The sequence below is a fragment of the Pseudanabaena sp. Chao 1811 genome (assembly GCF_027942295.1).
GTDB lineage: Bacteria > Cyanobacteriota > Cyanobacteriia > Pseudanabaenales > Pseudanabaenaceae > Pseudanabaena.
This window is the reverse complement of record NZ_CP101416.1, coordinates 1,131,189-1,144,322: the sequence shown is the minus strand read 5'-3', so window position 1 is coordinate 1,144,322 and position 13,134 is coordinate 1,131,189. Positions and strand designations below refer to the sequence as shown.

Sequence of the window (13,134 nt, the reverse complement as noted above, 5' to 3'; positions counted from 1 at the left end):
GTTCATCCTATCATTTCGATCCTGTAAACCGCAAACCGACAATTCCGCAAACAATCAGGCTGATACAGATAAATCGTTGTAGGTCACGGGGTTCTCCTAGAAATACGGAACCAACGATCGCAGTTCCGACGACACCAATACCAGTCCATACGGCATAGCCTGTGCCAACGGGTAAGGTTTTTAAGGCTTGGGCAAGAAGGATAAAACTGGCGACAAGGGTGGCAATTGTAATCAGGCTAGGAATCGGTTTCGTAAAGCCATCGGTATATTTCAAGCTACTCGCCCAAACAACTTCCAATAGTCCCGCAATAATTAAATTAATCCAATCCATTGTATTTCTCTAAATCTTTGACAGCAATTTCTGATTAACCGAACCAAGAAATTTTTAAAAGTGTTGCGGAGCAACACTTTTAAAAATTTCTTGGTTCGGCTTTGCCTAATTTCTAGCTCTCAATGATAGTGAACTCATCACAACGCTTACAGAACTAAGTGCCATTGCTAAACCTGCGATCGTGGGATTGAGAGAGATGCCAAAACTGGGATAGAGAATGCCTGCGGCAACGGGGATCGCTAGAGTGTTATAGGCAAAAGCCCAAAATAGATTTTGGCGAATTTTGCTGAAGGTGGCGCGACTGAGTTCGATCGCAGGGACAACATCGCTTAGCCCATGACGCATCAACACAATATCCGCAGTTTCCATCGCCACATCGGTTCCTGAACTGAGGGCAATGCCGACGGTAGCACTAGCGAGGGCAGGGGCATCATTGACCCCATCGCCAACCATTGCCACACGCTGACCTGAGGCTAGTAATTTGAGAATTGCATCGGCTTTGCCATCGGGTTTCACTTCCGCGATCGCTCTTTCGGCGGGAATACCTAACTGATTGGCGATCGCAATCGCCGTTTCTTGGCGATCGCCTGTGAGCATCCAAACCTGTAAACCCATCGCTTCGATTTGGCGCACAATTTCAGGAGCTTCGGGTTTAAGGCGATCGCGGATAGCAATTATCCCCAAGAGTTGAGTATTCACTGCCACGAAAATTGGAGTTTTACCTAATTGTGCTAGCTGTTGCGATCGCTCTGAAATTTCACTAGGAATTGTCACTTGGCGATCGCTTAACCATGCCGCATTACCCACTAGAACTGTTTCGCCAGTTGTCAGTAATGCTTCCACGCCGCAACCAGTGACAATTTGCGAAGATTGGGTTGGTAGTAGCTCGATGTTTAGCTCTTGGGCTTTAGCGATCGTTGCTGCTCCAAGGATATGGTTTGCACCAACTTCGGCACTAGCCGCTAGTTGTAAAACTCTTAGAGCCGATGTTGGTACTTCGCGATCAATCAAGCTTTTAAAAGTTGTTTGATCGATCATGCTGTTACCAAACACCATTAAGTCATTGGTAATCACGTCTGTAACTTCAGGTTTACCCGTTGTTAAAGTCCCAGTTTTGTCAAAGACAACTGCGGACAATTGATCGATTTTTTCTAGACTTGCCCCACCCTTGATTAAAATTCCTTTTTCTGCGCCCATGCCCGTGCCAACCATGATCGCTGTCGGTGTGGCTAAGCCCAATGCACAGGGACAAGCTACTACTAAAACCGCGATCGCTAAGCGCAAACTAAATACGATTTCCGTATGGAGTAGTCCATACCAAATGAGAAAGGTTAATGCTGAGATTGCCATTACCGAGTAGGCGAAATATCCCGCCACGCGATCGGCTAAGTACTGAATCGGTGCTTTACTAGCCTGTGCGGACTCCACTAGTGACACAATCCGCGCCAAGGTCGTTTCTGCGCCAGTTTGTAAAACTTGGACAGTAATTGATCCCGTCAAATTCAGAGTTGCCCCTGTGACCCTTGCGCCTAATTGCTTCGCCACAGGCATCGATTCCCCTGTGAGCATTGACTCATCGACACTAGAACTACCCGTAATGATCTCACCATCGACAGGGATTTTTTCGCCAGCCCAAACCACAATGCGATCGCCAACTTGCAAATCTTCGACAGCGATCGGGACTTGAATCTCACCATCGGTAGAATTGACAAGCAATCTAGCGCTCGCAGGTTGCAACTCCATGAGCGCACGGATAGCATTGGAGGCTTTGCCCTTAGCTCTTTCTAAGAGTGCTTGACCTAACAGCACAAACCCCAAAAGCATGACAGGTTCTTCAAAAAAGCATTGCCAACCTAGCTGCGGTACATATAAAGCGATCGTGCTTGCCAAATAGGCGGAAATCGTTCCCAGTCCCACCAAGGAGTTCATGTTTGGGGCGCGATACCATAATGATTTCAAACCATCCCACCAGATCGGGCGACCAACCCAGCCGAGCGCCACCGTAGAAACGATCCAATGGGCATACATATTGCCCAAGAGCGGTAGATCCACCACCCCGATTAATCCTAAATGTCCGACGATCGCCAAAATTACTAACAAGGCAGGAATAGCTACTTCTTGACTAATGCCAAACCATAGAGTTTGTGGAACGCTCAAATTGGGAGATTTAAGCTTTGACTGGCGATCTCTTTGATCAATAAACTCTGCCGAAAATCCTGCCTTTGCGATCGCTTCAATTAACTGTGGAGCAAAATCCTGTGGTGCAGCTTCATCGCTATAGACTACAGTTGCTTTCTCAGTCAGTAAATTCACACTTGCTGCCTTAACCCCTTCACAGGCAAGCAAGCGCTTTTCCACAACTGCTACACAGCCCGCGCATTTCATACCTGCGATCGTCAAAGCTAAAGAGCTAGATTGTGAGTTACTGGTTTTTATTGATTGAGTCACTACCACAAACTTGTATCCAAAATTTACAAAAAATCTATAATCTAATGAGTAAATACCCATTAAAAAAGCTACCCAAAGTCTCTATACGTCATCTATTTAAAGATGGCTAGTACTAAAAGCTGATAGCCACATATCAATATATAGGGTTAGCATATACTCAAATCTAGTTAAATTGATTGGGGAATTATTTCTGATATAGCTTCCCGATATCGCAATCCTTGTCTAACTGTCTTGCTGTTTATATGTGGCTGCTAAACTTAAAGATATTTAGGCTAAGGTTATCGTGAAATAGTGTCAACTGTTTTCATGCTATTGCCTAGCTTGAAGTAAAGCAGTTTTTTAGATAAGTACATGTCAATTTTAAGGTTCCCTAGATTTTTAGGCTTGCCCCAATGGTTCAAAATTCTCTGACACTGAGTTAGCTAATGTCCATTTCTGACAGCGAGTTTTCTATTCATTTTTGGGGTGTACGCGGAAGCATAGCTACCCCTGGTCCAAGCACGGTGCGCTACGGTGGGAATACTCCCTGTGTAGAAATGCGTTGCCATGGCAAAAGGCTGATTTTCGACGGGGGAACGGGGATTAGAGTTTTAGGGCAGCATTTACTGAAGCAAATGCCCATTGAAGCCAGCATTTTTTTCACCCATAGTCATTGGGATCATGTTCAAGGATTTCCCTTTTTTACACCTGCTTTTATTAAAGGAAATCTTTTTAAGATCTACGGCAAAATTGCGCCTACGGGACAAACCATGCAGGAACGCCTAGAGGAGCAAATGCACCATCCGAATTTTCCTGTGCCACTACGAGTAATGGCTTCCTGTCTGAAATTTTTTGATGTGGAAGTCCCTAGTGTAATTGAGGTCGGGAATGGCGTAACGGTTGAATCAGGATTGCTCAATCATCCGGGGGAAGCGACAGGATATCGAGTCAGCGTTGGCGATCGCTCGGCGGTTTATGCCACGGACACTGAGCATTTCCATGATCGCATTGATGAAAATCTTGTCCATCTCGCTCGAAATGCCGATGTTTTGATCATGGATGCAACCTATTCTGATGAGGAATATTGGTCAACTACTAATCCCAAAATTGGCTGGGGACATTCGACATGGCAAGAGGCAATCAAGGTCGCTGAGGCAGCAAATGTCAAAACCCTAGTCATTTTTCATCACGACCCTTTACATAGTGATGAGCAACTAGATGAGTTTGAGGGTTTTGCTAAAGAAAAGTTTGCGGGAGCTGTAATGGCAAGGGAAGGGATGTGTATTTCTATTCCTATTCGCACAGATGCCAAACCTTTAGTCAAGGTTTAATAATTATTTTGACAGTCTCTAAAATCCTTGCCGAAACTGATTTTCAAGTCTCTAAAGTGTGACTAGAAATTCACAGAATTGGCATCACTTTTTCTAGCTGTATATCACATTGACTAAATATATAGTTCACCGCCGCAACTAATTTATCGATTTCTTGAATGCTATAGAAGGTAGTATTTCTGGTAAAAATATTTTTCTCGAGCTTGCCAAATTGCCAACGATCGCCATTAGATGCAACCCCAAACACAATTACATCTAATTCATCATTCAAACGCTGTGCTGCAATCATCTCGGCAATACATTGTCCCCATGCGGCTTCAAAGTTATCTTGCTTTGCTTCTACGAGCATTAAATAAGGACGATCAAATACTACTTTTCCTAGTGGCGATCGCCTTGCCAAAATATATTCAGGAAATCCTGAAAGCTTCTCATCATAGGTAAGTGACTGATGACTCCACAGTAAAAATTTGCTGCGATAATGCTTCCAAACCTCTTTAAGAACTGGATAGATCAAATTTTCACAGATCGCAAATTCAGAATTGTCAACCACACCTTCAAACATCATCAGGTGCAAATCTTCACGGAAGTAATCTGAAATCTGAAAAGATAATTCTTCAATAAAATCAACTTCTGTGCAGGTAATCTGAAACTCTTTGACAACTTATCTGATGATCTATGCCAACTATCAAGAGATAGGAATATATCAACAATATCTAAGGCAAAAGCAGAAACAACGACGATGCAAAAGTCGGAACCAGAAGCGAAGTGGAATACCTAATCGGGTAGGAATTGAACACCGTCCCAAGATTGCTGATTTAAAGACAGAGATTGGACATTGGGAAAGTGATACTGTAATTGGCTGCAATCACATAGGTGTAGTAGCTACACATGTTGACAAAGCCTCGAAGTACTTACTTGCTGGACTAGCTAAAAACAAGACAAAAGCAGAAACAAATAGAGTGACAATGAATCTGTTTAAGCCTGTGGAATCAACATTCCGAAAGACAATGACCTTTGATAATGGAAAAGAGTTCTGTGGGCATGAACAGCTATCTCAAAGTCTGCAAATAGAGACTTTCTTTGCAAATCCATATCATTCATGGGAACGTGGATTGAATGAACATACTAATGGATTGATTAGAGAGTTCTATCCCAAAAGTACAAACTTTAAAATCGTGAAAGAAGAGAACTTTCAGAAAGTGGTAAATTTGATCAATCACAGACCGAGAAAATCTCTTGACTATCTTACTCCTTACGAAGTATTCTTTGCTTCATCAGATATCATTTATCATTGCATTTCATCCTTGAATTAGCGAATTCATTTCCTATACTACAGTGTATAATTAGGTGAAAAATTGGAATCGCTTGTATGAAATCCATCGCTAAGAACTTTGCTTCTCAAAACTTGCAAGGAAAATCATTTAAGGGACAAGATCTTACAGGCGCGGATTTTAGTGGGGCGGATATTAGGAGTGCAGATTTTAGTAATGCGATTTTGAAAGGTGCAAATTTTTCAAAAGCGGAAACTGGGATACAGAATCGTTGGCTATTCTTACACCTAATTGTTATGTTGTTAATTTCGGCTGTTTCAGGACTGCTTGAGGCTTTTGCTGGATTCTGGATAGCCGTTTTCTTTAATCCTACAAACATTAAGAGCTACGTTGTTTTACTTGGGATATCAATTATATTAGTTTTAGGCGTAATGATCTTCGCTATTGTCCGTCAAGGGTTTACTGCGGCAGCTTTTATAACAGTGGCTACGGCAATTACTATTACTGGCTTTTTTGCTGGGGTTGGCGCTGGTTTTTGGGATGGGACTAGGGCAGTTGTTGGGGCTGGAGTTTGGACTGGTGCATCGGCTGTCGCAGTTGTTGGGGTTGTTACAGTTGCTGGAGCTTGGGCTGGGGCTGTTGCAGTTACTGGGGTTTGGACTTGTGCATCTGCAATTACAATTGCTGCTGCTGTTTCAATTGCTGCTGCTGTTGCAGTTGCTGAAGCTGTAGATGTGTCTGGAGTTGTTGCTGGGTCTGGAGTTGTGGGCGTGTCTGGAGTTATTGGTGGTGCTGTATCTGGGGCTGGGGTTATTGCTGGTGCTACTGTTTTGTTAAGTATTTATATGGCATGGCGCGTTTTAGAAGGTGATCCTAAATTTGACATATTATTGAAGTTTGGGGTAGCGGTTGCTAGCTTTTGCGGGACAAGTTTTAGAGGTGCAAATTTAAACGAAGCTGATTTTACTGAAGCATCCCTCAAAGGTAGTGACTTTCGCAATTCCCGCAATCAGACGACAAGCTTTACTCTCAGCATTTGGAAGTACGCGAAAAACCTAGATCGATCTCGTTTAGGAAAATCGATTCTATCTAATCTTGAAGTACGAGATTTATTGATTACAGGCAAACCCAACGAGAGCAAATCCTATGAAGGTTTAGACCTACGCGGTGCAAATCTTGGAGGAGTTTATTTAGAAAAGATCAACTTCAAACGAGCAATTATCAGCGAAGCTAATTTTAGTCGAGCCAATTTGGAATGGGCGAATCTTACCGAAGTGCAAGCAGTAGGTACAGATTTTACATATGCACAACTGACTGGTGCTTGCATAGAATCTTGGAACTATGACCACACAACTAAACTCGATAATGTTGACTGTCGATTTGTCTTTGAACTGGAGCATCCCAACATAAATGGTAGCCGAGAACGTCGTCCCCACGATCCAGACAAAGAATTTGAAGAAGGTGATTTCACTAGTTTCTATAGTGAAACCAAGAATGTAGTGCAACTTCTTATTCGCAATGGAATCAGACACGAAGCCTTCCGTGCTGGCTGGCAAAAAGTAGCCCAAGATTATCCCAACATCTCTTCTGAAAGCATCCAAGAAATTAAGAAAAAAGGAGAAAATGTTCAAATAACCATCTCAGTGTCAGAAGATACTGATAAAGGTGAATTTGAGCGCAACTTTGATCGTAGTTACAAGGCTAAACTCAAAGAATTAGAAGCAACCCATCAAAACCAACTCTTAGAAGCTAAAATTGATACTCTCAAGCAAAGCATAACTGACATCAAAGATATTCTTCAAATAGCAAAATCGCCTAATATTAATGTTAGTCCAACTTTTCAGAATGAAGCTAAAGCTATGACAGAACAAAATCCCATCACGATCAAAGCTGGTCGAGATATTTCTGGCGTGATAAACCTTGGTAAAATCGAAGGCAACGTCACCAACGCGATCAATCAATTACCTGATCATCACCAAGGTGATAAAGCTGACATCAAAATTCTCTTAAAGCAACTGCAAGAAGCGATTAGTGATAATAAGGATCTTGATGATGAAGACAAAGCTGACGCGCTCGAACAAGTAGAATCTCTTGCTAAAATTGCTGTTCACGATAAGCCAGAAGAGAAAAGAAATCCTGCTGGAAAAGCTGTTAGAGCATTAAATCGTATCATTGTAAACATTCCCAATGCTATGCAAATCATCCAATCCATCAGTAAGATTTTCGGCTTATTATAAATAAGTGATGTTACGTGGAGCGCAATGATATATCTCTTATCTGCTAGCCTAGTAGCGCAACCACGGGGGGATAGCCCTGACTTAATGCATGTACTGTATCTAAGGTCTGTGCGCACAAACCATTTCTGTAATTTGGCGGTATCAGGAATTTCTTCCACGTAACATTAGTAAATATCATCTATACTTTGCCCATGAGAATGCTGTGCAAATTGTGCGATCGATGCAGCGTGTATCCAAACATGGAATTCTGATCAATGATTTACATCGCCATCCCTTCGCCTATTACGGCATCTATGCCCTTACAAGACTGTTGCCTGCGGTAGATATGGTACGGAATGATGCACCACTTTCTGTCTTACGCGGATTCAAATCTCCTGAATTAAAAAGCATCGCCGAATCCGCAGGTTTAAGCAATTTCTCGCTCAAGTGGCGCTATGCCTTTCGTTGGGTATTAAGCACAATAGTTTCAGTCTGAAAAAGATCATTATTTCCAAAGTCTATTTCTAGAGCGCGATACCCTTGCAATTGACCAAGAAGTTTATGAGAAGAATATGCCCCACAAAAATTTAACGGATCTATCTGCATCAATGGCTTGATAACATGAGTAAAGTCTTCTAACAGATCGATGGGTAGTAGTGGTAAATCTTCCTTGATGACGAGATTATCAATCTGCAATTGATATTTGCTTTTTACCACGTTTTCTCAAGTGTTTATTAATTGCTTCAATATCAATTTCTGCGTTAACTTCGCCAATAATTGTGTAGTTGCTAGGATTATCGATTCTATCTAATCTTTGGACTGCCTTAGCTTCAGTAGAAATAGCAATCACAGATTCTCTCTGTAACTTTTCAGCGATCGCATCGCGTATCCATTCGGTTCCTTTTGCCTTGACGATTTCAAGCTGACTTACAGGAACTCGTAACCCAATTACTTGTTTAGCGAGTGGTTCATCACGCAAACTGGAAAATCTGCCATGCTCGTTTATTCCAGCACCATTAACCTGTTTCATAAGGCATCTATCTTTAAATAGTACATCGACAGAAATATATACGCTCACGCTGATTTTGCTTAGTTCTCTATGCTTTTTAAGGTATATCTGGCTCTAGTTTTGAGAATATTTAACTGGTCTACTCTGAGCAAAAGTTGATCTAATTTAGCTAATTCATTGTTTGAAAGGATATTTTCAGAATTCAGTGCCAACATCTCACTAAGTTGTTGTTGAGAGTCAGTTGTCAATTTACTCTCAGCTAATGCTTCTAGTTCAGGAATACTTAAACCTTGTAGTAAGTCAGGATCAGTATTTGAGGTCAACCGATTATAGGTTGTGATATCTAACACAACTCCAACTTTTTCGCCTTGTTGGTCGGTTATATATTGCAAAGACATGACATTCTGTTTGTAATTCTGACTAGATGTTAGCATTTTCATGCGAATGCTCTAGCCTCTCCGCAGTTGATACGTATCTAAAAAATGTAAAAATAAAGGACTTTTTTACGTGATCGCCTATTTTTAAACTATAGTTTATGGCTATTGAAAACCAAAAACGACTTGATATTCTCCTCAGTTTAGAAGTCCTCAAATCCGCAGAAAAACAGATGGAAGTAAAGCAAGGAGTTCTGGATCTTGAATAGGTAAAAGCTATAATAATTAACAATCTAGCAAACAATAGCAGATGACACAACTTTATGAACGCAGTTTCTTATGTTGAGGCACAGAGCAACTTAGCAAAAATGATCGATCAAGTATGTGACAATCATGATCCAGTAGTCATAACACGCCACCAACAACCATCCGCAGTGCTTCTATCACTTGAAGATTATGAATCTCTGGCAGAAACTGCTTACCTTTTAAAAAGTCGTAATAATGCTAAACGAATTTTTGAGGCGATCGCTGAATTAGAATAATGCACTTTACTATTGGTTCAGATTCGTTATCACTATTAGAATAAAACATGAATTATGACGCGATCGCGATTGGTGCTGGGCTATCGGGCTGTAGCGCTGCCATTCAACTAGCAAAACTTGGTTATCGTGTATTACTGCTAGAGCAGAGCCATTATCCTGTACATAAACTCTGCGGAGAGTTCCTTTCCGTTGAAGTTACCGCAGCATTTGAGAACTTAGGCATATTGGAACAGGTTCACAAAGTCGGCGCACATCCGATTCATCGTGCTTACTTAACTACCTCTAGCGGCGCATCCTTTCGGAGTCCATTGCCTAGCACGGCGCTTGGTCTCAGTCGCTATCAACTAGACCTGATGCTATTTGAACGTGCCAAAGATTTGAATGTCACTTGTATCGACAATACTAAGGTTACGGGTGTTACAGGAAATCTTGCAGAGGGATTTAAGGTTAGTACTACCAAAGGAGAATTCTCTGGACGCTTAGTATTGGGAGCATTTGGGAAAAGATCATCCCTCGATCGCACGCTTAATCGTAAATTTATCGCCAAGCGATCGCCTTGGATTGCCTATAAAGGACATTTCACAGGGATTGATATTGGTGATGTGATCGAGTTGCATAGCTTTCCTAATGGCTATTGTGGATTGTCACAAATTGAAACTGGGGAAATCAATGTCTGTTGGATCGCCCATGAACGAGTGATGAAAGAGCCAAACCATCGAGATTTAGGTATTCCTGAATCCTTGGCGAGAAACCCTGTACTAGCAGATCGCTTTGCTCATATGCAACGAGTGTCGCCATCATTGCAAGGATTAAGCCAAATTAGTTTTGCTATTAAAGAGAACTTTTATAACGATATCTGTATGATTGGTGATACAGCAGGAATGATTACGCCGCTTTGTGGTGATGGTATGGCGATGGCTCTACGTTCAGCCGAAATAGCAGTTCCCTTAGTTAGTCAATTTCTCGAACAGCAAATTAACGCGATCGCCTTTAAGCAACAATATGCGATCGCATGGCAAAAGGAATTTCAAATGCGCTTGCAACTGGGACGAATCATGCACAATTGCTTTGTGCAGCCACCCCTCGCAAATATGGGAGTGAGCCTATGTCAGATGGTTCCCGCTCTAGGCAATTGGATTATTGGCGCAACTCGTGGAAAACCACAGCAATTACTCAAAACTGATTTTGCGAGTAATGCGCTCACCTAACGCAATGCCTACACCCGCAAGGAGAAAGGCGATCGCTGTTAGTAAAATCGCATTTGGTGTGGAAAGTATCTCTGAGGATTTGGGAACGAGATAACCAAAGATGGCGATCGCCCCTGACAATCCGCCAAAGAATGTCCCAACCGTTAATCCACCGAGTGCCTTGGGAACCATTGTCAGGGCAAAGGCAACCATGCCATTATTTACAGCACTGAGGAATCCTAAGATCAGCAAAATAACGATTAGTGAAGCGATCGCACCATAGCCACCTGCTAACAAGCCTAGTCCCGCCGCAATTCCACCTAAGCTAAAGATCATCAAGCGTTTGTTATCGATAAATTTGGAGATATTACCAGTACCGACCGCCAATAGCGCCTGAGTAATTAATGCTGAACCCATTAAAACTTCAAAGGATAAACCTGTAAGTCCTGTAAGATCTGCTTTGAGGGTGCGGGGTAATACATCCCCCATCAGCAAGCGCATTCCTAAACCGATCGCTCCACCTACGAACATCACGATCGCTAAATTATTTAAGAAATCTCTAATCTTGAATGGTTCCGCATTTTCTAATGCAGGGTTGAGATTTTTGGGAATATAGATCATCGCGCTGCGTAAACCTGCAACACCTGCGAGCAGGGTAAATGAGGCGATCGCAAAGGTAGCTGGTGCGCCCAGTCCCAAAATAAAGCTAGTTGCTAAGGGGCGAATCGAACCGACAAAACCACCGACCAAGGTTAAGACACTACCTGCAAGCGGCAATTGGGTAGCTCCCGCAAAGCTTGCTAATAAACAAATGACGGGACTCCGAAAGGTTGCCATCACCATCGCCCACAAAACCGCCAAGCTCGGCAAGATCAAGCGGACAATTTCATTGGAACCACCAAAAACAACGACGGCAGGAAGGGCAATAAATACAGCTGTTGAGCCAATTACTCCCGCCACAATTAAGGGCATCCGTGAGCTATACCAACGCTGCCAGCGATCAGAGAGTCCCCCAAATAATGGCTCGACAATTACCGCGATCGCACTCTCAATCACCAATAGCAACCCTGCAAATTGTTGGGCTTGACTAGTAGGGTATGCAAACACCTGCTCGATAAACTTGGGTAAGTACACCGCATAGGCAATCCAAGTCAGAGAAATTGCTCCCTGCACTGAGGCAAGACTCCACACTTGTAGCCAACGTACTTGATTAGATGCTGGATTTGATGATGGTGCGATCGACATAAAAAAACTCCCTCGCTTAGCATTTAGAGAGAGGCGCAAAGCGCCTCTCTCAGATGTTTATTTTTGCAGCATACAGCCCTGCATGGAAGTTGTCCCATCGGGTAGGGTTGCACGGCAAAGATTTGCTTGGCTGAGGTCAACATTTGTAACGATCGCATTAGTGAGGTCAGCGCGATAAAGATCGGCTCCCTTAAGATTTGCACCTGTCAAATCTGCCCCATAGAGGCTCGCATTACGCAAGGAGGCATTGCTGAGATTGGCACGATTGAGTTTGGCATAGACCAATTCAATATCGATCAAATTGGCATTTTGCAAGTTGGCTTCAGTCAGATCAATATATTTCCAGCGACTATTCCGCGCATTTGCACCCGATAGATTGGCTTGAATTAAGTCACTATTAATCAAAAAAGTATTTCGCAGGTCAGAGTTGCTGAGATCGGCGCTCCGAAAGTCAGCATAATACATCGTGCTAAAAGCTAAAGTTGCACCAGAAAGTGCGCTTTTCCGCAGATCAGCAACATCAAGAAAAGATTCACGCAGATCTGCCCCATTTGCCGTGATGCCACTCAGTTCACAGCGCTGACATGTGTGGTGTTCCAATAAAGACTTGAGATGTTCGGCATTTTGCGCTTGTACGCTCGATGTCATACCAATGGTCATCACACTAGCAATCATGGTGCTAGCGATCGCAGTCACGGAATGATTAAAGGCTGTTGACTTCATAAAAAGTACCTAATTTTAGCAATCCTTTCTTAATTGTTAACACAGGAATAGCCACTACAACACAGCAAAATGTAATAAAAGCAGAAAGTGTCAAAGGTGCTTTATGTCATTAATACCGTTGTAAAACAGCAAAATGTAGTAAAAAGTCATTGTGCATCAAGAACAAATTGGACTTGTAAAGAAGTAAGTCGTTGGCATTAAATTGAAGATAGGTTCGCGATCGTGTAACCCATAATTTGTAACTAACTGATGCGTTTTGATGGGTTACTTTGTGCTAGCGCATCCTCCAAACAATTAAACCTTCATATATGAAGTTATGAGAGTGCGCCCCTTCGGGGCGCACTCTCTTAGCCTATTAGGATTGCTATAACAATAAAGTCAGGAAAGTTAGGAAATAGCGTCAGGGCAGAGTTGTATTTTCTAATTTTAATTACTGAAATGATGGTCTGATGATTTTGTATACTGATAATGTTTTGTT

General features: G+C 42.4%; 12 protein-coding genes and 1 pseudogene. 6 read left to right on the top strand and 7 right to left on the bottom strand.

From position 1 onward, the window contains the following. Window positions 1–10: 10 nt before the first annotated feature. Together sugE and NMG48_RS05325 are read right to left on the bottom strand one after the other, a co-directional pair. Window positions 11–331, bottom strand: coding sequence for a quaternary ammonium compound efflux SMR transporter SugE (sugE, locus tag NMG48_RS05330; RefSeq protein ID WP_271254302.1), 321 nt, complete (start codon window positions 329–331; stop codon window positions 11–13). A gap of 105 nt (window positions 332–436) precedes the next feature. Further along, entirely contained in the window at window positions 437–2,779 is a 2,343-nt protein-coding gene (locus NMG48_RS05325; RefSeq protein ID WP_345961227.1) for a heavy metal translocating P-type ATPase, read from the bottom strand. A gap of 425 nt (window positions 2,780–3,204) precedes the next feature. On the opposite strand from NMG48_RS05325, the gene NMG48_RS05320 reads away from it, so the two are divergent. Then, entirely contained in the window at window positions 3,205–4,089 is an 885-nt protein-coding gene (locus NMG48_RS05320; RefSeq protein ID WP_271254301.1) for an MBL fold metallo-hydrolase, read from the top strand. A 70-nt stretch (window positions 4,090–4,159) separates the two neighbouring features. Here the strand turns inward: NMG48_RS05320 and NMG48_RS05315 are convergent, their stop codons facing one another. Then, window positions 4,160–4,654 carry a hypothetical protein gene (locus tag NMG48_RS05315; RefSeq protein ID WP_271254300.1) on the bottom strand — a complete coding sequence of 165 codons (495 nt, stop codon included), beginning with the start codon at window positions 4,652–4,654 and terminating at the stop codon, window positions 4,160–4,162. 91 nt (window positions 4,655–4,745) lie between these two features. On the opposite strand from NMG48_RS05315, the pseudogene NMG48_RS05310 reads away from it, so the two are divergent. The 3 genes and pseudogenes from NMG48_RS05310 to NMG48_RS05300 all read left to right on the top strand — a co-directional run. Beyond that, a pseudogene (locus NMG48_RS05310) lies at window positions 4,746–5,402 on the top strand (IS30 family transposase); the annotation flags it as partial. 56 nt (window positions 5,403–5,458) lie between these two features. Continuing rightward, complete coding sequence (locus tag NMG48_RS05305) at window positions 5,459–7,597, top strand: pentapeptide repeat-containing protein (protein ID WP_271254299.1); 2,139 nt, start codon at window positions 5,459–5,461, stop codon at window positions 7,595–7,597. Between the two features lie 202 nt (window positions 7,598–7,799). After that, window positions 7,800–8,072 (top strand): hypothetical protein, encoded by a 273-nt coding sequence (locus NMG48_RS05300; RefSeq protein WP_271254298.1) that lies wholly within the window; start codon window positions 7,800–7,802, stop codon window positions 8,070–8,072. A 189-nt stretch (window positions 8,073–8,261) separates the two neighbouring features. On the opposite strand, the gene NMG48_RS05295 is transcribed toward NMG48_RS05300, so the two are convergent. Both NMG48_RS05295 and NMG48_RS05290 read right to left on the bottom strand, forming a co-directional pair. Continuing rightward, window positions 8,262–8,606, bottom strand: a complete 345-nt coding sequence (locus tag NMG48_RS05295) for a hypothetical protein (RefSeq protein ID WP_271254297.1) — start codon at window positions 8,604–8,606, stop codon at window positions 8,262–8,264. 59 nt (window positions 8,607–8,665) lie between these two features. Then, a complete protein-coding gene (locus NMG48_RS05290) occupies window positions 8,666–9,019 on the bottom strand; it encodes a hypothetical protein (protein WP_271254296.1) in 354 nt (117 codons plus the stop codon). A gap of 263 nt (window positions 9,020–9,282) precedes the next feature. Here NMG48_RS05290 and NMG48_RS05285 point away from each other — a divergent pair, with 263 nt between their 5' ends. Both NMG48_RS05285 and NMG48_RS05280 read left to right on the top strand, forming a co-directional pair. Then, window positions 9,283–9,501: a type II toxin-antitoxin system Phd/YefM family antitoxin gene (locus tag NMG48_RS05285; RefSeq protein WP_271254295.1), complete on the top strand. Its 219-nt coding sequence runs from the start codon at window positions 9,283–9,285 to the stop codon at window positions 9,499–9,501. A 47-nt stretch (window positions 9,502–9,548) separates the two neighbouring features. Next, a complete protein-coding gene (locus tag NMG48_RS05280; RefSeq protein ID WP_271254294.1) occupies window positions 9,549–10,709 on the top strand; it encodes an NAD(P)/FAD-dependent oxidoreductase in 1,161 nt (386 codons plus the stop codon). On the opposite strand, the gene NMG48_RS05275 is transcribed toward NMG48_RS05280, so the two are convergent. Together NMG48_RS05275 and NMG48_RS05270 are read right to left on the bottom strand one after the other, a co-directional pair. Beyond that, on the bottom strand, window positions 10,671–11,933 hold the full coding sequence (locus tag NMG48_RS05275; RefSeq protein ID WP_271254293.1) for an MFS transporter: 1,263 nt from the start codon (window positions 11,931–11,933) through the stop codon (window positions 10,671–10,673). The two genes, NMG48_RS05280 and NMG48_RS05275, sit on opposite strands and share 39 nt — an antisense overlap. Before the next feature lie 57 nt (window positions 11,934–11,990). Then, window positions 11,991–12,656: a pentapeptide repeat-containing protein gene (locus NMG48_RS05270; protein WP_271254292.1), complete on the bottom strand. Its 666-nt coding sequence runs from the start codon at window positions 12,654–12,656 to the stop codon at window positions 11,991–11,993. Window positions 12,657–13,134 lie beyond the last annotated feature (478 nt).

Excerpts from the sequence above, each read along its gene's own strand:
- sugE (WP_271254302.1), bottom strand. The coding sequence starts at position 331 with ATGGATTGGATTAATTTAATTATTGCGGGACTATTGGAAGTTGTTTGG.
- NMG48_RS05320 (WP_271254301.1), top strand. The coding sequence starts at position 3,205 with ATGTCCATTTCTGACAGCGAGTTTTCTATTCATTTTTGGGGTGTACGC.
- NMG48_RS05315 (WP_271254300.1), bottom strand. The coding sequence starts at position 4,654 with ATGATGTTTGAAGGTGTGGTTGACAATTCTGAATTTGCGATCTGTGAA.
- NMG48_RS05305 (WP_271254299.1), top strand. The coding sequence starts at position 5,459 with ATGAAATCCATCGCTAAGAACTTTGCTTCTCAAAACTTGCAAGGAAAA.
- NMG48_RS05295 (WP_271254297.1), bottom strand. The coding sequence starts at position 8,606 with ATGAAACAGGTTAATGGTGCTGGAATAAACGAGCATGGCAGATTTTCC.
- NMG48_RS05290 (WP_271254296.1), bottom strand. The coding sequence starts at position 9,019 with ATGCTAACATCTAGTCAGAATTACAAACAGAATGTCATGTCTTTGCAA.
- NMG48_RS05285 (WP_271254295.1), top strand. The coding sequence starts at position 9,283 with ATGAACGCAGTTTCTTATGTTGAGGCACAGAGCAACTTAGCAAAAATG.
- NMG48_RS05280 (WP_271254294.1), top strand. The coding sequence starts at position 9,549 with ATGAATTATGACGCGATCGCGATTGGTGCTGGGCTATCGGGCTGTAGC.
- NMG48_RS05275 (WP_271254293.1), bottom strand. The coding sequence starts at position 11,933 with ATGTCGATCGCACCATCATCAAATCCAGCATCTAATCAAGTACGTTGG.
- NMG48_RS05270 (WP_271254292.1), bottom strand. The coding sequence starts at position 12,656 with ATGAAGTCAACAGCCTTTAATCATTCCGTGACTGCGATCGCTAGCACC.